The 21,967-nt window shown below is 59.5% G+C and carries 21 protein-coding genes; 10 read left to right on the top strand and 11 right to left on the bottom strand.

Going from position 1 to position 21,967, the window contains the following annotated elements; all coding sequences use genetic code 11:
• Position 1: 1 nt before the first annotated feature.
• Both bioA and P8K07_13425 read right to left on the bottom strand, forming a co-directional pair.
• Positions 2–1,291 carry an adenosylmethionine--8-amino-7-oxononanoate transaminase gene (bioA, locus tag P8K07_13430; protein MDG1959518.1) on the bottom strand — a complete coding sequence of 430 codons (1,290 nt, stop codon included), beginning with the start codon at positions 1,289–1,291 and terminating at the stop codon, positions 2–4.
• Positions 1,288–2,736: an amidase gene (locus P8K07_13425; protein ID MDG1959517.1), complete on the bottom strand. Its 1,449-nt coding sequence runs from the start codon at positions 2,734–2,736 to the stop codon at positions 1,288–1,290. Before P8K07_13425 ends, bioA begins: the two co-directional genes overlap by 4 nt.
• 140 nt (positions 2,737–2,876) lie before the next feature.
• Here P8K07_13425 and P8K07_13420 point away from each other — a divergent pair, with 140 nt between their 5' ends.
• A complete protein-coding gene (locus tag P8K07_13420) occupies positions 2,877–3,230 on the top strand; it encodes a ferredoxin family protein (GenBank protein ID MDG1959516.1) in 354 nt (117 codons plus the stop codon).
• A gap of 46 nt (positions 3,231–3,276) precedes the next feature.
• Positions 3,277–4,860: a carboxylesterase family protein gene (locus tag P8K07_13415; protein MDG1959515.1), complete on the top strand. Its 1,584-nt coding sequence runs from the start codon at positions 3,277–3,279 to the stop codon at positions 4,858–4,860.
• Here the strand turns inward: P8K07_13415 and P8K07_13410 are convergent.
• Together P8K07_13410 and P8K07_13405 are read right to left on the bottom strand one after the other, a co-directional pair.
• A complete protein-coding gene (locus P8K07_13410; GenBank protein ID MDG1959514.1) occupies positions 4,833–7,886 on the bottom strand; it encodes a VWA domain-containing protein in 3,054 nt (1,017 codons plus the stop codon). The two genes, P8K07_13415 and P8K07_13410, sit on opposite strands and share 28 nt — an antisense overlap.
• Before the next feature lie 39 nt (positions 7,887–7,925).
• Positions 7,926–8,678, bottom strand: a complete 753-nt coding sequence (locus P8K07_13405) for an SDR family NAD(P)-dependent oxidoreductase (protein MDG1959513.1) — start codon at positions 8,676–8,678, stop codon at positions 7,926–7,928.
• A 115-nt stretch (positions 8,679–8,793) separates the two neighbouring features.
• Here P8K07_13405 and P8K07_13400 point away from each other — a divergent pair, with 115 nt between their 5' ends.
• Positions 8,794–9,324, top strand: coding sequence for a hypothetical protein (locus P8K07_13400; GenBank protein MDG1959512.1), 531 nt, complete (start codon positions 8,794–8,796; stop codon positions 9,322–9,324).
• A 15-nt stretch (positions 9,325–9,339) separates the two neighbouring features.
• On the opposite strand, the gene P8K07_13395 is transcribed toward P8K07_13400, so the two are convergent.
• From P8K07_13395 to P8K07_13385, 3 genes are all read right to left on the bottom strand, one after another.
• On the bottom strand, positions 9,340–10,152 hold the full coding sequence (locus P8K07_13395) for a CbbQ/NirQ/NorQ/GpvN family protein (GenBank protein ID MDG1959511.1): 813 nt from the start codon (positions 10,150–10,152) through the stop codon (positions 9,340–9,342).
• 55 nt (positions 10,153–10,207) lie between these two features.
• Positions 10,208–10,786 carry a YqgE/AlgH family protein gene (locus P8K07_13390; GenBank protein ID MDG1959510.1) on the bottom strand — a complete coding sequence of 193 codons (579 nt, stop codon included), beginning with the start codon at positions 10,784–10,786 and terminating at the stop codon, positions 10,208–10,210.
• 305 nt (positions 10,787–11,091) lie between these two features.
• A complete protein-coding gene (locus tag P8K07_13385) occupies positions 11,092–11,223 on the bottom strand; it encodes a hypothetical protein (GenBank protein MDG1959509.1) in 132 nt (43 codons plus the stop codon).
• A gap of 19 nt (positions 11,224–11,242) precedes the next feature.
• On the opposite strand from P8K07_13385, the gene P8K07_13380 reads away from it, so the two are divergent.
• Genes P8K07_13380 through P8K07_13370 form a run of 3 tightly spaced genes read left to right on the top strand, consistent with a single transcriptional unit; the run spans position 11,243 to position 12,905 of the window.
• Positions 11,243–11,803 carry an RNA polymerase sigma factor gene (locus tag P8K07_13380; GenBank protein MDG1959508.1) on the top strand — a complete coding sequence of 187 codons (561 nt, stop codon included), beginning with the start codon at positions 11,243–11,245 and terminating at the stop codon, positions 11,801–11,803.
• Positions 11,800–12,366 (top strand): hypothetical protein, encoded by a 567-nt coding sequence (locus P8K07_13375; GenBank protein MDG1959507.1) that lies wholly within the window; start codon positions 11,800–11,802, stop codon positions 12,364–12,366. The genes P8K07_13380 and P8K07_13375 overlap by 4 nt, the downstream gene beginning before the upstream one ends.
• On the top strand, positions 12,363–12,905 hold the full coding sequence (locus P8K07_13370; GenBank protein ID MDG1959506.1) for a periplasmic heavy metal sensor: 543 nt from the start codon (positions 12,363–12,365) through the stop codon (positions 12,903–12,905). Before P8K07_13375 ends, P8K07_13370 begins: the two co-directional genes overlap by 4 nt.
• On the opposite strand, the gene P8K07_13365 is transcribed toward P8K07_13370, so the two are convergent.
• A complete protein-coding gene (locus P8K07_13365; protein ID MDG1959505.1) occupies positions 12,895–14,028 on the bottom strand; it encodes a D-alanyl-D-alanine carboxypeptidase in 1,134 nt (377 codons plus the stop codon). The two genes, P8K07_13370 and P8K07_13365, sit on opposite strands and share 11 nt — an antisense overlap.
• 125 nt (positions 14,029–14,153) lie before the next feature.
• Here P8K07_13365 and P8K07_13360 point away from each other — a divergent pair, with 125 nt between their 5' ends.
• Positions 14,154–15,173, top strand: a complete 1,020-nt coding sequence (locus tag P8K07_13360) for a L,D-transpeptidase family protein (protein ID MDG1959504.1) — start codon at positions 14,154–14,156, stop codon at positions 15,171–15,173.
• 17 nt (positions 15,174–15,190) lie between these two features.
• Here P8K07_13360 and P8K07_13355 read toward each other — a convergent pair whose 3' ends face one another.
• The 3 genes from P8K07_13355 to P8K07_13345 form a co-directional block, all read right to left on the bottom strand.
• On the bottom strand, positions 15,191–15,559 hold the full coding sequence (locus P8K07_13355; protein MDG1959503.1) for a hypothetical protein: 369 nt from the start codon (positions 15,557–15,559) through the stop codon (positions 15,191–15,193).
• A 295-nt stretch (positions 15,560–15,854) separates the two neighbouring features.
• Positions 15,855–17,252 carry a glutamate-cysteine ligase family protein gene (locus tag P8K07_13350; protein ID MDG1959502.1) on the bottom strand — a complete coding sequence of 466 codons (1,398 nt, stop codon included), beginning with the start codon at positions 17,250–17,252 and terminating at the stop codon, positions 15,855–15,857.
• Positions 17,253–17,307: 55 nt separating this feature from the next.
• Positions 17,308–17,868: a L,D-transpeptidase gene (locus P8K07_13345; protein MDG1959501.1), complete on the bottom strand. Its 561-nt coding sequence runs from the start codon at positions 17,866–17,868 to the stop codon at positions 17,308–17,310.
• A gap of 95 nt (positions 17,869–17,963) precedes the next feature.
• On the opposite strand from P8K07_13345, the gene P8K07_13340 reads away from it, so the two are divergent.
• The 3 genes from P8K07_13340 (at position 17,964) to glmS (ending at position 21,943) form a co-directional block, all read left to right on the top strand.
• Positions 17,964–18,440: a flavin reductase family protein gene (locus tag P8K07_13340; GenBank protein ID MDG1959500.1), complete on the top strand. Its 477-nt coding sequence runs from the start codon at positions 17,964–17,966 to the stop codon at positions 18,438–18,440.
• A 139-nt stretch (positions 18,441–18,579) separates the two neighbouring features.
• Positions 18,580–19,974 (top strand): bifunctional UDP-N-acetylglucosamine diphosphorylase/glucosamine-1-phosphate N-acetyltransferase GlmU, encoded by a 1,395-nt coding sequence (glmU, locus tag P8K07_13335; protein MDG1959499.1) that lies wholly within the window; start codon positions 18,580–18,582, stop codon positions 19,972–19,974.
• A 136-nt stretch (positions 19,975–20,110) separates the two neighbouring features.
• Entirely contained in the window at positions 20,111–21,943 is a 1,833-nt protein-coding gene (gene glmS / locus P8K07_13330; GenBank protein MDG1959498.1) for a glutamine--fructose-6-phosphate transaminase (isomerizing), read from the top strand.
• The last annotated feature ends 24 nt before the right edge of the window (positions 21,944–21,967 follow it).

The following is a 21,967-nucleotide window of genomic DNA, read 5'->3' as shown; positions in this document are numbered from 1 at the left end:
TTCAGGAACCCTTTTCAATCCACGAACCAATCGCGCCCGTAAGTCGGGACAGGTCCTCGGTCTCGATCACAAAAGGTGGCATCAAATAGACGAGGCGTCCGAAGGGCCGAATCCAGACACCTTGCTCGACAAAGTAGCTCTGTATCTCGCGCATCACCACCGGCTCGCACATTTCCACCACCCCGATCGCCCCCAAAACACGCACGTCGGCGACCGCCGGCGCGCCGCCGAGAGGCTCGAGTTCGGACCGCAATTGGGCCTCGATTCCGCTGACGCGATCCTCCCATGGGCTCTCCTCAAGCAGTCGCAGGCTCGCGACAGCGGCCGCACATGCCAGTGGATTCCCCATAAACGTCGGGCCGTGCATCAACTCGGGATGCTCGCCCTCGGAAATACCGGCAGCAACCCGCCGCGACGCCAGAGTCGCTGCCAATGTCATGGTTCCACCCGTCAAGGCTTTGCCCACGCACAAGATATCGGGCGTGACGCCAGCGTGCTCCAGAGCGAACATCTTGCCGGTCCGCCCGAACCCTGTCGCAATCTCGTCGAAGATCAGCAAGATCCCATGCTGGTCGCAGAGCGCGCGCAGACCACGCAGATACTCCGGGTGGTAAAACCACATACCCCCCGCGCCCTGCACGATCGGTTCGAGGATCACGGCAGCAATTTCGTGCTCGGAGCGCTGCAACAAGTCTCGCATCGCGTCGAGGTCCATCGGATCCCAGGACGCACCAAAAGCGGTCTGCGGCCGCGGAGCGAAATGATGTTGAGCCAGCGACCCTGAAAAAAGTCCGTGCATGCCCGTAACGGGATCACATACCGCCATCGCCCCGAAAGTATCTCCATGGTACCCGCCTCGCACCGTGACCAACTTCTCGCGGCGAGGCACGCCCGCGCTTCGCCAGTACTGGAGCGCCATCTTGATCGCGACCTCGACAGCAACCGACCCGGAGTCCGCCAGAAAAACGTGCTGGAGATCATCGGGGGTCCATCTGATCAACTGCCGAGCCAATTCAATTGCCGAGGCATGTGTCAGACCGCCAAACATCATATGCGACATCCGGTCTTGCTGATCGCGAACAGCCTCGTCGATCGCGGACACGCCGTATCCGTGGATAGCCGCCCACCATGACGACATCCCGTCAATCAAATGACGACCGTCTGCGAGCTCCAATCGTACACCGCGCGCCGCAACCACCGGCTGCACCGGCAGGGGATTCTTCATTGATGTATATGGATGCCAGAGATGATCTCGATCGAACGCAAGATCTACGGGTTGATCGGACTTCATGACGCGAGGGCCGCAGGTCGACGATCCGCCCAGGGCATCGCCGTCTCGAGTTGCGCTGCTACCTGCAGGAGAAGATCTTCCCGAGCATAAGGCGCGATACATTGGACGCCGATTGGCAACCCGGCATGACTTTGATGAAGGGGCAGCGAAACCGCTGGCTGGCCGGTCATGTTGAAGGGCGCGACAAAGGGACTGAATTTCTCGAGAGATTCGATAACGGCAGCGAGGTCACCATCCGGCGATGTCAATGTTCCCAGAGGTGGCGGAGGCGTTCCCAAAGTCGGCGTCACCAGCAAATCATATCCATTCTCCCACCAAGCGGCCATCTGCCGGGTAAAGGACTCGCACCAGCGAACCGTCGCCAGATAGTCAACCGCTGAAATCGACTTCCCGATCTCGGCGAGGTTGACGGTCAGTGGCTCGAGCCCTTCAGCCGGGATGGGTTCGCCGGTCCGAGCCTCCCAATGCGCAAGGGCGGCTGCCGTCCACGACACTACGACCGTTGTGAAATGCCCGTTGCGTTCGTCTACCTGATCGATGGCCTCCGGGTGTGACTCATCCACTTGATGCCCAAGACTTTCCAGAGCCTGCCCGGCGCGACGGACGGCTTCCACGCACGCAGGATCCAGCGCGCTCCGAGCGCCCGGGGCCTGCATCATCAGGCCGATTCGCAACCGCCCGGGAGACTTCGAGGTTTCGTTCAGAAAGGGACCCGCGGGTAGCGGCGCTGTATAGGGATCGCCCGGCTCCAACCCGGAAACGACATCCAGAACGGCGGCGGTATCACGCACACTGCGGGTGACGACATGGTTGGTCACAAAGCCTTGCCAATAAGAACCGTAATCCGGGCCCAGAGAAACTCGACCGCGAGAGGGCTTCAGCCCGACCAACCCGCAGGCGCTGGCCGGGATACGAATCGATCCACCGCCATCACTGGCATGGGCAATCGAGATCAGCCCCCCTGCGACCGCTGCCGCAGCACCTCCACTCGACCCACCGGTAGAGTGCGCGGGGTTCCAGGGATTTCGGCTGGCTCCGCAGGAAAGCGGTTCTGTGGTCACTGCGAGCCCCAACTCGGGCGTGTTTGTCTTGCCGATCGGGACAAACCCGGCAGCCAGAAGCCGATCGACAAAATACGCGTTGGTATCCGCACGAAATTCCAGATCACGAAGAAATCGTGTCCCGCAGTGAAAAGGTGCACCCGCTAGTGGCGCATCGAGATCCTTGAGCAGGATGGGCACCCCGCGAAAGGGCCCGTCCGGCAACCCTGCCGCGATTCGTGCCCGAGCCTCGTCATAAAGGGTATGGACAACAGCGTTCAGTTCAGGGTTTTCTCTCTCGATGGAAAGAATCGCCTCATCGAGGAGTTCCTCCGGAGTCCGGGCTTGGGAACGGACGGATTCCGCCAGAGTTGAGGCATCCGGAATCATGCTCTTTTCTGTCATGGAAACCTCTCTAACTGATCTGCCGGCCTGCCTGAAACCCGCCATCCGCGAGGCCAACCGGCGCTTTGCTTCGCTATCCCGGATACGCTACCAAAATTTTTGTCACTATCGCTTACAACGCGATGACCGAAGGAGAAAATATGTCCTACATCGTTACACGGCTCTGCCGCGATTGTGTGGATACTGGCTGTGTCGCCGTATGCCCCGTCGATTGCATTTATGAATACAAAGGCAGTGACAAGGACTCCTTCCCGAACCAGCTCTATATAAACCCGGACGAATGCATCGACTGCGGGGCCTGTGAGCCCGAATGCCCCTGGCAGGCGATCTACGAAGAAGTGGCTGTGCCTGAAGTCTTCACCGACGATACACCTCTGAATTACAAGATGATCGACGATATGGATAATTTCGAGGTCAAGGAGCAGGAAAAGACCGACCATCCCTCCGAGGACGCGATCGAAGAAAACAAGAAGAAGTGGGGTCTGACGAACTGAGGAAGTCCGTAGGCTCACCTCGGATTCCTTTTCTTCCCCAAACCGGATGGCTCGGATTGTCGTGCATACACCCTCGGGTTCCCTCGAGGGAAAGCAGCAAAAGCGTGGCCTCGTTTTTCGAGGGATCCCCTTTGCGTCACCGCCTGTAGGCCCGGGACGTTTCCGATCGCCCGAACCGATGCCCGCGTGGCAGGGCGTGCGACAGGCAACGCACTTTGGTCCCTCCGCCCAGCAGACACCGCAAACACTTCTGGCCGCCCGCCGACTGCTCGGAACGGTTGACGATAATAGTGAGGATTGTCTCTACCTCAACGTATGGACCCCCGCGGCCGACAGCCGCCCTCGCCCCGTCATGGTCTGGATCCACGGCGGTGCTTTCCTTCTGGGCTCAGGGTCGACAGCCCTCTACAGCGGTTCCCGACTTTCGCAACGCGGTGATGTCGTTGTGGTTTCGGCAAACTATCGGCTCGGCGTTCTCGGATCGCTCAATATGGACGCGCTGCGAGGCCGTCCGGATGAGATTGAACCCAATCTGGGCATCAAGGATCAGATCGCCGCGCTGCGCTGGGTGCGCGACCATATCGCCTGTTTCGGCGGCGACCCGGGCAACGTCACCATCTTTGGTGAATCCGCAGGTGCAATGAGCGTTGGAACCCTCCTGGGTACACCGGCTGCGGAAGGACTCTTTCACCGTGCCATTCTGCAAAGCGGTGCGGCTTCAAATGTCTCCGAACACGAGATCTCCGAAAGAGTTGGGCGTGCCTTTTTACGTTACGTCGGCTTGCCGCGAGCCAACCCGGCGCAACTGCGTCGAGTGCCCGTCGGCCGCCTGCTCACAGCGCAAACAGCGACGACCCGCGAGCTTTCCGTAGGCGTGGCCAACCTTCCGTGGCAGCCATCGATCGACGGACAGCTTCTTTCCGAGCAACCGCTGCAAAGGATCCGCAATTCGGGCAAAACTCCCGTACCGGTTCTGATGGGGAGCAATCAGGACGAGTGGGCGCTGTTCATGGCAGCCGATAGCTCGGGACGAAGCCTCGACGAAGCCGGTCTCGAGCGCAGGATCCTCCGAGTGCTCTCGGCCAACAGCATCGATCCAAACCTCCTCGACCGGTTTCATGAAACGTACAACGAATCTCTCGGTGCACCCCGCTATCGATGGAGCCGGTTCATGTCCGACATGGTCTTTCACGCACCGGCCGGAATTCTCGCCGACACTCTGAGCCGCGCCGGTGGCGAGGTATATTTTTACCGATTCGACGGGCAGCTGCCGCTGGTTGGCTCCTATACGGGAGCATTTCACGGGCTCGATATCCCCTTTGTCTTCGGAACCGTGCGCAAAGGCCCGCTCGCCGCGACCATGGGATGGTCCTCCGACATCAGAACTCTTTCCCGACGTATGCAAAAATCCTGGGCGCGTTTTGCTCACGGTGAAGTTCCCGGCCACGATGGTCTGCCCAGCTGGCCGCATTGGCAGCCCACCACCCGGCAGGCGCTGCGACTGGCGGCAAAACCCGGGGTGCTGGAGGACCCTCATGCGGCGGCCCGGAAGCTTTGGGGTCCCCTGCTGTCGCCGACCCCGGTTCTCTCGTCGATCGACGCTCAGCCGTCGCGCGTCGCCCGCGAATAGATCTTCGGAAGCTCGAGCGGTAACTCGGCAATATCTTCGATGACGAGATATCGATCCTTGTCGCACATCTCGCGAAGATAATCGTTACCGGCACGATCGACCGTAATGCAGAAAGTGGAAATGCCTGCCTGCTCCGCCTCGCGCAACGCCTGCGCAGTATCCCGCAGGCCGTAGAGATTGGACCGCCGGTCGCGACCGTAATCAAAATCTTGCGGAAAGCCATCCGAGAGCAAAATCAGATGCTTCGACCGCGAGGACACCGAGGCCAGCCGGCGGATCGAATGCCGAATCGCCGGCCCCATGCGTGTCGAACGTTGCGGCTCGATCGCGCTCAACCGACTCTTCACCGCCAAAGAGAGCGCCTCATCGAAACTCTTCACGTCAAAAAGTTCTACCCGCTCCCGGCCGTGTCCGGAAAAACCATAGATCGAAAACAAATCACCGATCTCTTCGAGAGCTTGTGACATAATTGTCAAAGCTTCCTTCTGAATATCGATGACGCGTCGACCGCGTTCTTTTTCAAGAGATTCAAGGGGCAAGAAGGTGTCTGACAAATCTTCCGGCAATTCCTGCGAGTTCTCGACGAGGTCCGGTTTTTCGACCTCTTCGTCGGTCGAGGCTGACATATCCAGCAGAAACAACGTCGCCACATCGCGCTCTTCCCGTTGTCGTTGGGTGTAGAGGCGTGTTGCCGGATTCAACTTTGCCCGGAGGTCACTCCGGGCGAGAACGACCGCGTCGAGGTCGAAATCCTCACCATCAAGGAGGCCACGGATGGTCCGATAGCCCTGCGGCTTGACCCGCTGAAATTGTCGTCGCACTTCCGGAAGAACGTCTTGATATCGCTGCAGCGTCTCCGAGAAAAATCCGGGATCATCATCGCCCAGACCCAACTCATGCACCTGGCACCAGGAGACCCGATAATCACCGATCTCATGGTCCCACTCATCATAGAGGAAGACGCCCCGTGCTTCGCGTGCACCCCGCGACAAGGCAAAGACATGCTCCCTCTCCGCGTTTGAAATCTGGTCGGGTCGTTCCCCGCCTCCACCGGTCAGCCCCGCGACGAACAATCCGGTCGCATCCAGCGCCTCCTCGGACCGCATGACCTTCACCCGGGGGTTTTGTTCGAGGTAGGCCTTCAGTAGCTCCGGGTCCACGGCGGACGCGGGTGATGTATCTTCCGATCGCTCGCCCTGCGGAATATTCGCCTCATCCATCGGCTGGTTGTCCGGGTTTGGTGGCGCCGGCGGCGGGGGGCCTCCATCCTCGTCGGCATCGTCGAGCAAATACGACATCGTCGGATCCTCGAGGAAAAGGTCCTCGAGGTTGGTGACGCGAATGAGTTCGCCGGCCTCGAGAAGACGCGTCATTCGGACCGTTTCATTCACACTATCGTAGATCGTCGCCGTCCGATCGGCCGCGATTCGTGCGAAACCTTCGAGCCCCGCTCCCTCCGAGGAGAAATCAATGTGCTCGGATGATCCCCCCAGGGCAAGGAAGAGCAACGCCTCGGGTTCGCTCGCATCGGCAGGGACGCAGTCTCCGCGAAAGGCATGGGCGCGCAGGTCGGCGAGATCCCCGGCCAGCCCGGGGAACCTCTCCTTGACCCAGGGCGCGAGCCGCGCTGCTTCCACATGGGCCAGAATTCCGGCGGCCGCCTCCGGAAGCTCGAAACGGGCATAGAGTTCCCGGAACCCGCCGTCCGCCTCCTCCCCAAGCCATTGACCCAGATCGAAAGATCGAGTCCCGGCCTCGTCCCAGAGAGTTGCCAGTGTTGCCTGTAATTTCAGAAGTATGAAGTTTTCTTCCCAGGTCGGAAACGTCCCCGACCGGGCACTCACCGGGATGATCTTGCGATTGTCCAGAAAGGGAAACAATCCCCCAAGATCGACGGCTACCAGGTTCGGTGCTCTCCGTTCGAGGATCCGAAGATAACCTCGAAGGGTGGTCTCGATATCCTCAAAGCGCACGGCCGTATCGTGGCGCGCAAGAAAAGCCTTCGCGCCGCGGGACTCGAGGGAGAAGAACGCTTCGGCCGCGACTTCCTGAATCTCCGCCAGGGAGAGTCCTTCCTGCACGAAGACTTCCAGTTCCTCCCCGAAGCCGACAGCTTCAACCACTCGAAGCACCCCTCGCAGAAAACGCGGCGCCGCCTTCGGGGCAACGACTGCTACTGCGAGGGTGTGCGTCAGCACGAGTGCACGCTCGTCTGCCGAAAGTCTGCGGAGCACAGGGCCTGCCCCACGAAGGAGATCCAGAACCGAAACCGCGTCGTCCTTTAATGTGTCGAGAATTTCCAGCAACCCGGCGCGACTATCTCCGGGCAATCCGGTCAAGAGATGCGGCGCTTCGACAAACCATGCGGGTGCTTCACGAACATCCCAGCTGGCGCAACGAGCCACGACATTGAGGATTGCTGCGAGCTCTTCCGGATTCAACGCGATCGACTTCGGCAATTCTCGAAGGACATCGAGCGGCCGTCGCGGCGTAAACGCGACCGCGGTCGCGTAGCGAAGCCACGCCTGATGGACGAGCGTCGGGTGGTGAATGAAAGCTTCCCCGAGGAAAGTCGCGCAACGGTTCACGATCGGTTCCCCCGGGTGAGCGCCCACGAATTCTCGCAGCGCCGTGGCGGTGGTCGCCAGACGGTCCGCAAGATCCGGAGCCGCGCCGGGCAAGGCGGGGAGCACCGCGGCCCCGAACGATTGCCCCGCACGCACGGAAACCGAACCGATCTCGCAAATGGCGTCTGCCCAGCCCCGCAGAACCGGCCCCTGCAAGCGCAGAACGTCCCCGGTGTCCAGAGTCAGGAGCGCCAAACCGGCCTCGCGAGCGACCCCCTCCAGACGCACCACCCGGGCCAGGCTTTCGGACAGATCCCGGAAGGCCTCAGGACTCTGCTGCGGTTGAACCTTCGCACCAAACTGACGCAGGCGGGTGGCAAAACCGGGACTGGTAGACTCCAGTTCGGTCGCGAGGTCCTCGAGGGCCCCCATCCTTTCTCCGCGCGTCATTTCGTCCATCACCCCTACGGTATCTAATTTGAGGGGTGTTGCCATGCATCAGTTCTGAATCGACATGCCGCCGTCCACGCTCAGACACGCTCCGGTGATGAATGAGGACGAGGGCAAGACCAGACCGAGGATCGCATGGGCCACTTCTTCCGGCTGCCCATATCGCCCCAAAGGAACCCTTCTGCGTGCAAATTTCTCCTTGGCTTCGTCGGGAATGTTCGCCGTCATCCCGGTATGAATCGGTCCGGGGCAGATCGCATTCGCCGTGATCCCTCGGCGACCCAACTCCACGGCGAGCGCCCGTGTGAACCCGAGCACCCCATGCTTGCTTGCAGTGTAGGCGCTGACAAAGGGTTGGGCCCCCAAGGCTTCGGTAGAGGCCACATTCACAATCCGGGCGGCCGTACTTTTTTCCAGATAGGGAAGGCTTGCCCGAACGACCCGATGAACCCCGTAAAGGTTGACCTGCATGGTCCGCTCCCAGGCCTCCTCATCGCCAATCGCCGCGGGCAGACTGACCCCCGCACAATTGATCACGATATCGAGGCCACCAAACTTTCCGGCCAGATCGTTGACGGCCGCACAGACCAGCGCGTCATCAGTCACATCAACCAGACGGGTCTCGACCTTGGCGTTATCCGGCAGGGATGCGAGAGATGCTTCCAGACCGCTGCCGGGACGGTCCAAAGCCCCGACAAATGCCCCCTCCTCGGCTAAAAGCGCTGCTGTCGCATGCCCGATTCCGCTCGCTGCACCAGTGACGATAGCTCGACTTCCCTTGATGGATCGACTTAGGTTCATGCGCTTTCTCTAAAGAGATTCCAAGCAAAGGTCGATGGCGGGAAGAGGAAGGGCGCGCTCGGGGGTACGAGCGAGGCTCGGGGAAGCTGCGGGACACCGCACGAGGGAGAGGGTTATGATCCTGAAAACGTTTGTTTTTCTAGCTTTATTCTCATGGAGTTTCGGAACCGTGGCTGTCGAGGCTCAGGAAGCCCCGCAACCCTTCAATGGAAACTGCTGCGGTTGCAACGGCAACATCAAATACCGGGCCGGAAGCAAGCCGGATCTGATCCGCATCGGCACACGGGTTCAGCCCACCAGCGCGATGAACCCCTTTGATGATGGTTTCACCTTCGGGCTGCAGAACAGCAGCGGCAGTCTCTTCAATCAAAGCTTGCCCGCTTTCACCATGACCGAGTCAGCCAATGGTCGTCGCTGGACCTACAAGGACCCCCTCGCGCCGGTCAACGGCGGGATTCACTCGGTGACTATACAGCAAGCGAGTGGGCTTGCCGGGGGCTACGTGATCTACGTTCGCGCCTACGCAGATATGTCGGCGGCAACAGACCCCCAGATGACGACATCTTTTGTCATCGGCAACGATTCTTTCTTCGACGATAGTACCTGGAACCGCCGCAAGACGAACTGGCGCCATATCTTCTGGTAAACTTGGGCACCGCACTTAGGCAAAAAGTGCGGTCACAACCTCTCCGACGGCGCGCAGCATTTCCGGGTCGTCGGTCAGTGAGTTCGTCACGGCTACCGTACAAGCTCTTCTCGCGGGAACGCCCCGCGCCATCAGCTGGCCTGCATAGACCAGAAGGCGGGTACTGACCCCCTCCCCCAAGCCCGATCCGCGCAATGCACGAACCTTTTCACCAAGAGTGGCAAGGGTCAGCGCGGTATCGGCGTCCAATCCGCTTTCGTGGGCAATGATTTCTGCTTCGCGATCCCGCGGTGGATAATCAAACTCCAGGCTGACAAAGCGCTGTCGCGTGGAATGTTTGAGATCCTTGAGAACGCTTTGGTATCCGGGATTGTAGGACACCACCAAAAGAAAGCTCGGATCTGCCTCGACAACCTCACCCCGCCGATCGATCGGCAACATGCGGCGGTGGTCCGTCAACGGGTGAATCAGGACGATGGTATCCTTGCGAGCTTCGACGACTTCGTCGAGATAGCAAATCGCGCCACGACGAACGGCCTGCGTCAGCGGGCCATCCATCCATACCGTATCATCTCCCTGAATCAGATATCGACCGACAAGATCGGAACCGGTCAGGTCTTCGTGACAGGCCACGGTCACCAGAGAGTCTCCCTCGCCCGTGCGAGGCCCCTTGAGCTTATGTGCCATATACTCGACGAATCGGGTCTTCCCACACCCCGTCGGACCTTTGAGCAGAACCGGCAGGCGAGAATTATGCGCCTGGGTAAAAATCTCGACCTCATCCTGAATGGGCAGATAGTAGGGAGCCTTGTCGTCGGTTGCACTCATGCCATGAGGCTAGACGTCTCGAAAAAAAGCGCAACGTCGAGGAGAGCCGCTTGTTTCAGTGGAGACCGGGACCGGGCGCAATTGACAAGGGGTCCACGCCCAGAGACCGAATACCCTTGTCCCAAACCTCATCGGCCTCTGTCTCGAAAATCAGCGTATTGTCGACCGGTATCTGCAGCCAGGCGGAAGCGATCAACTCTGCCTCCAACTGACCTGGCCCCCAACCTGCGTATCCGAGCAGCAGTCGGCTTCGATCCACATCGCCGTCGCTCGACTCGCGGGACAGAATATTGCGCAAATGAGCCTGGGAACTGGACATATAGATGCCCTGACAAACCTCGAGAAATTCCTCTTCGTCGCTCTCGGCAAGAAGCGGGGCCTCCCGACAAATCAGCCAACCCCGTTCCGGACTGACGGGACCCCCCTCCCAAGCCGTCAGAAGAACTTTTTCCGGCAACGTAAAGTCCCCTTCGAGCAATTCAGCGACATCAATCCGCATGGGCCGATTGATCACGAAGCCGAGAGCACCTTCGTCATCATGCCGGCAGAGAAGGATGACCGAACGATTGAAATTCGGGTCCGTCATTTGGGGCATCGCCAGCAACAGCGTCGGTCCCGTCTCCATCTCTTCCATCAGGCCTCCTGACCTGAGGATATCTTGGAGCAATCCATCCCACAATCTTTCGGGGGAAAGGGCAAAAGCTGGGTGCGAACCCCTCCTCGTCCGAAGCCATACTGAACGAAAGGGGGGAACCGCTTGCTCGCCATGGACTTCCCGTGAATCGGGCCTGCCCTCAGGCGATCAGTGGTGATTCCCTGCCACAAAATTGTAGGCGGAACGTCGGAGCCGCACCCAGCAATCCCGAGCCTATCAGCCGTAGCGACCAGGTGGAAAGGTCCCGGATGAAATTCTTCGACAGGTTTTCGGCCGGTGGCGGTTCAAGGGCCGATGACGACGACTTCACCGATACTCCCGAGATGGGGAGCAACGGCGCTGGCCATGGTCGGCAAGTCCTCGGAAAGGCCCACCAAATCGGGAACCCGGGTCGCACGGTTGCGCTCGACGAGCACCCCGGCCAAGGTAGGCGCGGTGGTCGATTCCGATCAGGAACTGATGCAGCGAATTGGACAAGGCGACCGGGACGCCTGTCAGCTGCTTGTCGAGCGACATCTCGACCGCATCCTCGCATTTTCGGAGAGGACCTTGGGAAACCGCAGCGAGGCCGAGGAGGTGTCGCAAGAAGTCTTCACTCGCGTCTGGCTGCATGCCTCTCGTTGGAAACCTACCGAGGCAAAAGTAACGACCTGGCTGTTTCGTATCGCGATGAATCTCTGTCTGAACCGAATTGCAAAACATCGCGAAACCACGCTCGAGGGAAGAGCCGAGCCGGCTAGCGACCAAGCCTTGCCAGCGACGCAAATTGCGCAAAAGGAATTGAGCTGGCACGTGAACCGTGCTCTGCAGGAGTTGCCCGAAAAACAACGGATCGCGATCAACCTCTGCCACTATCAAGGATGGAAAAACAGTGAGGCCGCCTCGATCATGAATCTCAGCCTTGAAGCCGTCGAATCCCTGCTCGCCCGAGGGCGTCGCGGTTTGAAAAAGAAACTGTCCGGCATCGGACCCGACCTTCTGCAGGGAGAGACATGAAAGCAAAGCTGGAAAATCTGATCTCGATTCTCGAAACCTGCGGCTCCGATCCGCGGAATTGGCCTGCAGAGTCCCGAGACGCGATGGAGAGCTTTGTCGCCAACTCGCCCGAAGCGCGGGCAGCTGTCGCTGAGGCCGCTGAACTGGACCGCTGGCTGGACCAATTGCCGGAGCCCAATCCGGACCCTGCGCTCGCAGCCCGGATTATCGCCGAATTACCCGAGAGGCCCGCCCCGCAGCTCAGAAAGGGCCCGGCCACGCTCAGGCCTCGCCCCCTATGGATACTTCCGCTTGCGGCGGCCGCGCTTCTGGCGCTCTGGATCGCCCCCGCAACACCGCCCGATTCCGGACAAATGACCAACTTCGCGGCCGCCCCCGGCTTGAATCTGGATGACTCTTCGTTCGTTTGGGATATGCCGAGTGACGTCTTGCTGAACGTCGTTTCGCTCGACCCCATCAATAACGTCCCTGCTTTCGAATGCCTTTACGACGACCAAGACTGTTTGGGCTCGATGGAAAATCGTGAATCGTTCCTTGAGATCGAGTCCGGGAAACTGACATGAAAAAAACCTTTCTGATTTCTCTGTGCCTGCTTCTCGCAATCACGACGTCAGCAGGCGCACGCCCACCGCATGGACCCGAAGGTGGATCAGGGGGAGCGGCGCGCGGACCAAAAGTCGCACCTCTGTTTACCCGGTCTCTGATCCAGCCCGAAACGATCATGCGCCACCAGGCCCGCCTCGAGCTTTCCGAGTCGCAGCGAAAATCGGTCCAGAAGGTGCTTCGAAAAACGCGGAGCACAATTCAGGACACCCGCTGGGAGTTGGCCGCGCAAACCGAAACGATCCGAAAGCTACTGACGGCAACTCCCATCGATCAGATCGAAACCCTGCAAGCGACGGAAAGGCTCTTTCGGCTTGAAACGACGATCAAGACACAGCACCTTCAGATGCTGATCGAGATCACCAACGTTCTCGAGCCCGATCAGCTCAAAAAGGCTCGTCGTATCCAGAAGCGCAGCATGAAGGACCGAGGAGGATTTTCTCGGCGACGGGTGCGACCCGATCCGACAAGAGGACCTGAAGCCGGCCTCAGCGACTGAGTCCGTAGCGAAGCCACCGGTCACAGCCCGTGCCGGTGCAGCCCCGGCGAATCACTCCGGAACTGGATGCGTGGCGGACCTGATGCACTCCGGGTTGCGCCACCTGAGCTGGCGGAGAGGTCCGCGTGGAGGTTCGAGCTGAAGCAACGCGAACAACCTCGGTCCGTTTCGGGGCTGCCGCTTTCACCGGGGCCTTGCGCGCCACCACCGGTGCCGTTTTCCTCGCTACGGGCTTTGGATTCGCCGCAACTTTTCCGGCCGACGTGGATGCCTTTGCCATGCGAGTCTTCGGCAAGCCGTGGCGTCCGTCCCCCTTGAAGGCCCATTTCACCAGAGTTCTCGTATCCCCCCAGAGGTCGCGAGATCCGAGAACCACCACGATGACTTCCCGACCCCGCCACTCTGCGGCGCCGGCAAAGCATTTGCCCGCCGCGCGTGTGTAGCCGGTCTTGCCAATGACTTTGGCGAAATAACCATTCAGAAGTCGATTCTTGTTACGCACCGAGATCTGTTTGGTCTTCGATCCCCGATTGACGCGAATCTTCCGTTTGGTGGTGCCGGCAATACGGCGAAAGCCGTCGACATCAAGCGCATCTCGCAAGATGAGACCCATGTCGCGTGCGGTCGACAAATGACGTCTGTTCGGCAACCCGTTCGGATTCCGAAAATGGGTGTTGCGAGCACCCACCTTGCGCGCTCGCGCGTTCATCCTCTTTGCGAACTTCTCGACACTTCCATCCACGCCTTCGGCAACAACCACCGCAGAATCGTTCGCCGACTTCAGCATCAGGGAATAGAGCAACTCGCGAAGCTGAACTTTTTGGCCTGAACTGAGATAGAGCTTGGACGGCTGCTGTCGCTGCGCTCGTTTGCTGACCCGAAAATAATCGTTCATGCGTTCAGCTTCGAGACCGAGAACCGTCGTCAAAATCTTGGTAGTACTCGCCGGCGCTCTCTTCTTGTCGGGGTTCTTGGACCAGAGCAACTCACCCGTCCTGGCGTCCATGACTACAGCAGCTGATGCCGTTACCTTGGGGGCGCGGGCCTCGGCGGGGAGTCCCGTAGCGAGCATCAGCCCGAACCACACAAAACAAAATACGAATCTCGCTTGTATCACCCTCACCACAACCACCCCGTACTCGATCCAGCTTTACGGCCGCCCCTGCGGCCCGAACCACCTTGTACCGGTTTCGGCTGCTCGACGGAAGGCCGAGTTGTCGATATCGGACGGCGTCGATATCATGAGGAATGATCCTTGGCTGGCTTACCCTTTTGATCGTATTGATCGCGACTCCGGTTGCCGCCAAGGAGTGGTCCGAAGCAGACTTCGAGAAACGTGATCTTCGGCCCTATTCCTTCCAGCCGCCGCAAGACGGGATACCCGAGCGCCGAACCAGTACCGTGATCGGGGAGCTGCAAACCTGGAACTCCGAACGGGGTGATACCTTCCTCGATATCGGCCGGCATTTCGACCTTGGCCTGAACTCCATGGAGGCAGCCAACCCGGGCGTCGATGGCTGGATCCCGCACACCGCCAAGGAACCGCTGACAATCCCGACTTTCTGGATTCTACCCTGCTGCGAGTACGAAGGGCTCGTTGTGAACCTGCCCGAAATGCGGCTTTATTGGTACCCCCCCAAAGTCGCCGATGCGGCCCCGACCGTGCTTACCTTCCCCGTCGGTCTGGGACGCCAGGAGTGGCGAACTCCTCAGGGTGATTTCCGCGTGATCGAAAAGGCGCGTAACCCGCGGTGGGTGATTCCGGAATCCATTCGGGAAGAGCGCATGCGGGAATCGGGTTCGAGCGAAAAATTCATCGAAGGCGGGAGCCCGGACAACCCGCTTGGAGAGTTTCGGCTGCGTCTCTCGATGCCCTCCTACGCTATCCATGGAACAAACATTCCCTGGGGTGTCGGCATGTCGGTGAGTCATGGTTGTGTGCGGATGTACCCCGAGGACATTCGCGAACTCTTCCCGCTCGTTCCCAAAAATGCAGCTGGCGCTTTTGTCTATGAGACGATCAAATTCGGCGAGAAGTCCGGACGCATCTTCGTCGAGGTGCACCCCGACCTGTACGGTCTCCAACCGGGACGATGGCGCCGGGCAACAAAAATTTTGCGCGAGCGTGGGATCGAAGAAAAGATCGACGCGGCCAAACTTCTGGTCGCACTCGAGGAACAACGGGGCTATCCGATCGACATCAGCCGCTCGGCTTCCCCACGACAAAGTCTGCCGTCAGCGACCCCCGCAAGCAGTGAGGATCGCTGACGATCGCAACCGAAAACTTAGTGGCCGAGGCCCGCGGCGACCGGGCCTTGGGCTGCCAACTGTTCGACAGAATTCGTACTACGCCAGGTCTTGAGCCCCTGCCGAATATAGTCCGGGTTCATGTCGACGATCTGGCAGATATTCTCGAACGAAAAGAGCCAACGAGTATCGTCGGAAACGATCCATTCCCAGGATTCATCAAATAGTTGCTTGCCGCGCACGTCTTCGGTGTGCGCGTATTTCTGAAAGCAGTCGATGGCATCTTCGAGAACCGCGAGCATCAGACGACGCTCCCGGTCAAAACCAACTTCCTTTCGGAAGTACGACGAGAACTGCGTTGGCAAGAGCACGTCTGGCTCAAAGAGTCCTCCCGATCGATCCTGCATTCCCCCACCTCTTACACGCATAGTCCCACCCATGTGCCTCATCCTCCCAACTGAAGGTTTTCCCGTTTCTAAAGGCTCCGAAACGACAACCCTCAGGAAGCGCGGAAGTTACCCCGCGCACTCCACCACCAATAAATGAATTAACCTATCATGACGAATAACTGTGGCTAATCCTTTTTTTGAAAAAAGTTCGGTAGCGCCTGCAAATTATCGCACGAGCCAACAATAGGTGCTTCCCTTTAAGCATCCGCGAATTCCCACTATGCGGGACATTGATCGCGGGCATCCGCGGGACTCAGCCGGCCTGATCGCTCCGGCTGGCGGAATAGGCCGTGTGCCGCACGAGATCAGTCACTCGGTTGGCGCCGCCGAGCTTCCAGATGTCGAGAGTCTCCTCGGCTGACGTACGCCCCCGGCGGACTCGATCGATCGTATGCTCGAGAAGGGCAGCCTCACCCCCCGACTCTCCCGCAGCCCGTGCGAGTCGGTTCAAGCCCTCCTCGGCGATCACAACCAGTTCCCGCGCCAGATCGGCGATGCTGTGACGGCCGGCTCGAGCCGCAAAGCCACCGCGGGCCACTGTTTCGAGAAGTGCGTGTCGCTCTTCGAGAGGCCATTCCTTGACCAGGTCCCAGGCCCCCATTCGGCAATCCGGCTCGTAGAGGACCCCCTTGGCCATTGCCGAAAGCGCCAGGACGGAGTCGGGTGGCGGGCTGTCCGCCATGCGCAATTCGATCCAGGTCTTCAACCGTACTTCCGGGAAAAGAGTTGATAGATGAAGGGCGAAATCCCCCACGGTTGCCCGTGTTCCGCTCGCGCCCTTTTCCCAGAACTCGCGAAAGGGAAGCCCGCTCAGGTCGAGGTAGGTATCGGCGCGTCGGATGAAGTACATGGGTGCGTCGAGTGCCCATTCAACATAGTCCACGATGCCGGCACTCTCGGTGAAGAGAAACGGCAGGATCCCGCACCGTGCCCGGTCCGTATCTGTCCATACGTGCGCCCGGTAGGAGAGATACCCATTCGGCTGGCCTTCACTGATGGCACTATTCGCAAAAATTGCGTTCAGAATCGGGCCGATGCCCGTCGCTACCCGCATTTTCTCGATCGCATCGGCCTCACTGCTGAAATCGAGATTCACCTGAACAGTGGCGGTCTGCTTCATCATTCGCTGACCGAGTGCACCGACTTGCTTCATATAAGGGCCCATAATTCCGTAGCGGCCCTTGGGAACCCATTCGATCTCCTCCACAGGCGTCACGGGCTGAACACCCAATCCCACGAATACAGCACCAATTTCCTCTGCAATATTCGATAGTTCCTCGCCATTCGCCTGCAATTCAGCAGCCCCGTCGAGGAGCGATCGGAAGGGTCTCCCAGCCAGCTCTACCTGACCACCGGGTTCGAGCGTGATGGACGAATCTCCGCGCGAAAGGCCGATAATTCGGTCCCCCTCCTGGTTCGGCTCCCAGCCAAACCGCTCGCACATCCCCCGCAGAATAGCCTCAACTCCGCGATCACCCGAAAACGGAAGTGCTGCGCCCGTGGTCGGGTCGAGCCCCACCCGCTCGACTTCGGTCCCAACGACCCAATCGGCCTCGGGCTTGGAACCCCTCAGGATGTGAGCCACGAGTTGATCGAGGCCGGAAATCGGCTCGGCATCGGGGCCCTGCTCATCGGCGATATAATCGCTCATGGTGGCGAAACCCTATGAGTCCCCTAGCCGCGAAACAAGGTCTGACCGGCGAAGTTCATGGACGAATCCAAACGGGCGTCCCCACAGGCACCCATCGATACAAATCCTCGACGTCAGAATCGAGGAGCGAGATGCACCCCAACGTCCAGTCGACGTCAGATCGGTTCAGGGTGGGCTCATCGCTGCCGTGGATCCCGATCTCACCTCCGGGGCCCTGATCGGTTGCGCCGGCAGCCCGAGCCGCCTGATTCGTGCGAAGATCATTACTGTTCGGATAATCCAGCAGCAAAAACCGGGACCAGCGACCGTGCAGCCGGCGGCTCTGAATCCGATACAATCCGTTCGGTGTGCGCCGGTCTCCTTCATGCACCTTGGAGCCGTCGCCGCGGCCAAAAACGGCCCCGCGATAGGTTCGGTGCCAGAGACCTTTCCGATACACGGTGACCGTTCGGCAACTACGCTCGACCACAACAAAGACAGGCTCCTCGGCAGCCCAGGCGAGAGGTCGCCTGTCTTCGGCAGGAATCAGGCCCGCCGCCGCGATGTCGGCCGCCATCGTCGGTGCGGCCAACGCCAACAGGCAGAAAAGCCGGAAAAGTGCGAAAAACCGCCTCACAGTTTCGCGCTTACAGGTTCCTTCGTTGCGAAGCGAGGGAAAGCGCAGCTACAACCGCTGCAGAGGCCAACCACTCGCCCAAGGAGAGTCCGAGAATGTCATTTGATTCCAACGAATTTCGCACCGTCATGGGGCATTTCGCCACCGGGGTGACCGTGATCACCACCCACGACGACAAAGGTGCCTTTTTCGGCCTGACCGCCAATGCCTTCAGTTCCGTCTCTCTCGACCCCCCATTGGTCCTGGTCTGTGTCGACAAAAAAGCGGAAAGCCATCCTGCCCTGCTCGCCTCCGGCGTATACAACGTAAATATTCTCACCAAGGAGCAGGAATCGCTGTCCCGTACCTTCGCAAAATCAAGTCCGGACAAATTTGCCGGTGTAGCCTACCACCTTGCCGAAAATGGCGCCCCGATCCTAGGGGATTCGGTCGCGCATATGGTTTGTGAGGTCCGGGAATCCTTCGATGCGGGTGACCATACGATCTTCCTCGGCGAAGTGAAGGATCTGCAGATGGACCATGAGGCCAATCCCCTGATCTATTTCCGGGGTGGCTACCGGGACCTCGCTTGATGCATGCTTTGTTTCAAGGTGTCCAAACAGGCATCCGAGAACCAGCCAGCACGGAAACCTGCAGGGTTTCCTTGCCGATAAAGGTTTATCCGAACCCGACCGAAAACCCGGTTTGTGGTCAACTAGGGGAGATGCAGGCGTGAAGCAGGAAAAACCCATCGCCGCGGTCGTTCTGGCGGCAGGAAAGGGAACGCGCATGCGTTCCGAAAAAGCCAAGGTTCTTCACCCTCTTGGGGGTAAGGCGCTCTTGCTCCACGTTCTCGAGGCTCTTCGTCCGCTCGGCGCGGCGCGCACAGTCGTCGTCATCGGGCACCAAGCAGACGCTGTGCGGGCAGTGGTGGACGAGCAGGGGCCCGAATTTGCATTGCAGGAAGAACAGAACGGAACTGGTCACGCCGTGCAGATCGCCCGGGAAACCTGCCTGCAGGATTTCGTTGGCGATGTGCTGATTACCTACGGAGATACGCCGTTGCTCACGACCGAAACCCTGACGGGTTTCCTTGAAATGCACCGGAACGAGCAAGCGGCACTGACAATGCTCACCATGGAGTTGGACGACGCCATGGGTTACGGGCGGATCGTGCGCGACCCCGAGGGTGCCGTGCAACGAATCGTGGAAGCTCGCGACTGTTCGCCAGAAGAGTTGGCCATCGGCGAGGCGAACGGGGGAATCTACTGCGTCTCCAGCGACCTGCTTTTTCCCGCGCTGGAGGCCCTTGAGACCAATAATGCTCAGGGAGAGCTATACGTCACCGATATTGTTGCGTTCGCCGTCGAACAGGGGCTGAAAGTCGCTACCCAGATCGTCCCGGCAGCCGAAGTCGAGGGGATCAACTCACGGGCCGACCTGGCCCGACTCGAGGCCGTGCTGCGCGACAGGACCGTGGCCAAACACATGGATGCCGGCGTCACCTTCCTCGATCCGACCAGCGTTCTGATCGAAACCGAGGTCACAATCGGCGCTGACACCGTGATCGGACCTCAGGTCCAACTCCGAGGCGCGACGCAAATCGGGGTCGACTGCGAATTTCTGGGGAATGCTCATCTAAGGAACGCCCGTGTCGGCGATCGAGTCCTGATTCGACAAAACGTCGTCGTCGACGATGCAGAGATCGAAAGCGGCGCTGTTCTCGGCCCCTTCTCGCACCTGAGGCCAGGCGCTCACCTCGAACAAGATGTCCATGTCGGGAATTTCGTTGAAGTCAAGAAGTCTACGCTCGGTCGAGGCACCAAAGCCAATCATCTGGCCTATTTGGGCGATGCTCAAATCGGAAGCGAGTCCAATATCGGCGCGGGGACCATCACCTGCAATTACGACGGGTTCGGCAAGCATCAGACCACCATCGGTGATCGGGTCCAGATCGGCAGTGATAGCCAATTGGTCGCTCCTGTCACTATCGGCGACGATGCTTACGTCGCGACGGGGACAACCGTCCGCCACGATGTGCCCGCAGGCGCGCTCGCCTTCAATCCCAAACCTGACAAGAAGAGAGAAGGGTGGGTCGAAACTTTCCGGGCCCGCAAGCGAAAATAGATCCGAGGTCCGAAAGCCCGACTAAACTAGCGCGTTGCCCGTGTCGAAGAACTCAGGGTAGTCTCTCTCCAGTTCAGCAAAACTCTTCGACCCGCTTGGGGGCGAAGATTCGTTCAGAAAGAAGGATTCCCGGTTCATGTGCGGTATCATGGGTTATATCGGTGATCAGGATGCCAGCCGCATTCTGGTCGACGGCCTCAGGAAGTTGGAATATCGAGGCTACGACTCGGCCGGCGTCGCCACCCTCAACGGAAGCGGCAGCATCGATATGCGGCGCACCGTCGGAAAATTGGCCAACCTCGAGGATGCCTTGTCCGAGAAGCCGCTGGCCGGCCACATCGGCATCGGGCATACGCGCTGGGCAACACATGGCCCGCCTAGTGAAGAAAACGCCCACCCGCACCGCGCGGGGAAGGTCGTTGTGATCCACAACGGCATCATCGAGAACTTTCTCGAGTTGAAAAAGTCTCTCGAAGATCGCGGCCGGACATTCCATTCGGAAACCGACACCGAGGTCATCTCGCAATTGATCGACCATCATATGGACGAAGGGATGGAGTTCATGACAGCGGCGCGCACCGCCGTGCAGGAACTCGAAGGATCCTTTGCCATCGTGGTGTTGTCCGACGACGACCGCAGCCGCCTGCTGACAGCAAAAACTGCGACGCCGATCGTGATTGGCCTGGGCGAAGGAGAAAACTTCGTCGCTTCGGACGTGCCGGCGATTCTCGAGCATACCCGTCGAGTCCTTTACCTCGAGGACGGCGAAATGGCGGAGGTTACCCGCGAAGGTGTCGTGGTCAGTACCTTTGACGGAACACCTGTCGAGCGCGAGGCCACGCATATCAGCTGGGATCCGGTGACCGCACAAAAAGGCGGCTTCAAGCACTTCTTGCGCAAGGAGATCGACGAACAACCTCAGGCCCTGATCGATACGATGCTGGGACGCATTCGTCAGGAAAAGGGCGACGTCGCGCTTCCCGAGATCGAAGCCCTGGGAACCGATTGGTCCAAGATCAAACGAATCTACCTGACCGCCTGCGGCACATCCTGGCATGCCGGCCTGGTCGGAAAATTCGTTCTCGAAGAAATGACCCGCATTCCGGTCGACGTCGATTACGCCAGTGAGTTCCGATACCGAAACCCCATTCTCGGGCCGGACACACTCTTGCTGGCCATCTCGCAGTCCGGCGAGACCGCGGACACACTTGCCGCTGTCGAAGAAGCGAAAGAGCAGGGCGCCCATGTTCTTTCGATCTGCAACGCCGTCGATTCGTCGATCGCGCGAAAATCCGATGCCGTGCTCTACACGCACGCCGGACCCGAAATCTCGGTCGCCAGCACCAAAGCGTTTACCACGCAGCTCACTGCCCTTTATTTACTGTCCCTGCACGTCGGACGACACCTCGGTCGACTCGATGAAGAGAAGGGCAGGGCGCTCGTTCACAATCTGGTGAACCTGCCGCAACTCGTTACCGAGTCCATGCAGTGCTCCAAGCAGATCTCGAAGATCGCCCGGAAATATGGTCATGCGGAGGACTTTCTCTACCTCGGTCGCGGCGTCAACTATCCAGTCGCGCTCGAAGGAGCCCTGAAGTTGAAGGAGATCTCCTACATCCACGCCGAAGGCTATCCTGCGGGTGAGATGAAACACGGACCCATTGCCCTGATTGACGAGCAATTACCTGTGGTCGTTCTCCTGCCGCGGGACCCGATGTATCCCAAGACACTTTCAAATTTGAAGGAGGTCGAGGCGCGCGGCGGACGCATCATCGCGATCACCGATGCGCCGACACCCGAGCTCGAAGAGATTGCCTGGGAGGTCGTGACCATCCCCCAAGCGCATCACCTGCTCGCTCCGATCCTGCTGACGATCCCCATGCAGCTGCTCGCCTACGAGATCGCCTGCTATCGCGGTACCGACGTCGACCAGCCCCGCAACCTCGCCAAAAGCGTCACTGTAGAATGAGGTGATGGAAGGAATCGTCATATT

The organism is Candidatus Binatia bacterium (assembly GCA_029248525.1).
Taxonomy (GTDB): Bacteria; Desulfobacterota; Binatia; order UBA12015; family UBA12015; genus UBA12015.
Note: the sequence above shows the minus strand (reverse complement) of the source record. Positions and strands in the feature narration are given on the sequence as shown.

Bases quoted from the DNA above. Each gene is read 5' to 3' on its own strand.
- P8K07_13395 (MDG1959511.1), bottom strand. From the start codon at position 10,152: ATGAGTGCAACCGACGACAAGGCTCCCTACTATCTGCCCATTCAGGAT.
- P8K07_13375 (MDG1959507.1), top strand. From the start codon at position 11,800: ATGAAAGCAAAGCTGGAAAATCTGATCTCGATTCTCGAAACCTGCGGC.
- P8K07_13420 (MDG1959516.1), top strand. From the start codon at position 2,877: ATGTCCTACATCGTTACACGGCTCTGCCGCGATTGTGTGGATACTGGC.
- P8K07_13425 (MDG1959517.1), bottom strand. From the start codon at position 2,736: ATGACAGAAAAGAGCATGATTCCGGATGCCTCAACTCTGGCGGAATCC.
- P8K07_13410 (MDG1959514.1), bottom strand. From the start codon at position 7,886: ATGGACGAAATGACGCGCGGAGAAAGGATGGGGGCCCTCGAGGACCTC.
- P8K07_13390 (MDG1959510.1), bottom strand. From the start codon at position 10,786: ATGGAAGAGATGGAGACGGGACCGACGCTGTTGCTGGCGATGCCCCAA.
- glmS (MDG1959498.1), top strand. From the start codon at position 20,111: ATGTGCGGTATCATGGGTTATATCGGTGATCAGGATGCCAGCCGCATT.
- P8K07_13360 (MDG1959504.1), top strand. From the start codon at position 14,154: ATGATCCTTGGCTGGCTTACCCTTTTGATCGTATTGATCGCGACTCCG.
- P8K07_13415 (MDG1959515.1), top strand. From the start codon at position 3,277: ATGGCTCGGATTGTCGTGCATACACCCTCGGGTTCCCTCGAGGGAAAG.
- P8K07_13370 (MDG1959506.1), top strand. From the start codon at position 12,363: ATGAAAAAAACCTTTCTGATTTCTCTGTGCCTGCTTCTCGCAATCACG.
- P8K07_13340 (MDG1959500.1), top strand. From the start codon at position 17,964: ATGTCATTTGATTCCAACGAATTTCGCACCGTCATGGGGCATTTCGCC.
- P8K07_13400 (MDG1959512.1), top strand. From the start codon at position 8,794: ATGATCCTGAAAACGTTTGTTTTTCTAGCTTTATTCTCATGGAGTTTC.
- P8K07_13350 (MDG1959502.1), bottom strand. From the start codon at position 17,252: ATGAGCGATTATATCGCCGATGAGCAGGGCCCCGATGCCGAGCCGATT.
- P8K07_13405 (MDG1959513.1), bottom strand. From the start codon at position 8,678: ATGAACCTAAGTCGATCCATCAAGGGAAGTCGAGCTATCGTCACTGGT.
- bioA (MDG1959518.1), bottom strand. From the start codon at position 1,291: ATGAAGTCCGATCAACCCGTAGATCTTGCGTTCGATCGAGATCATCTC.
- P8K07_13355 (MDG1959503.1), bottom strand. From the start codon at position 15,559: ATGCAGGATCGATCGGGAGGACTCTTTGAGCCAGACGTGCTCTTGCCA.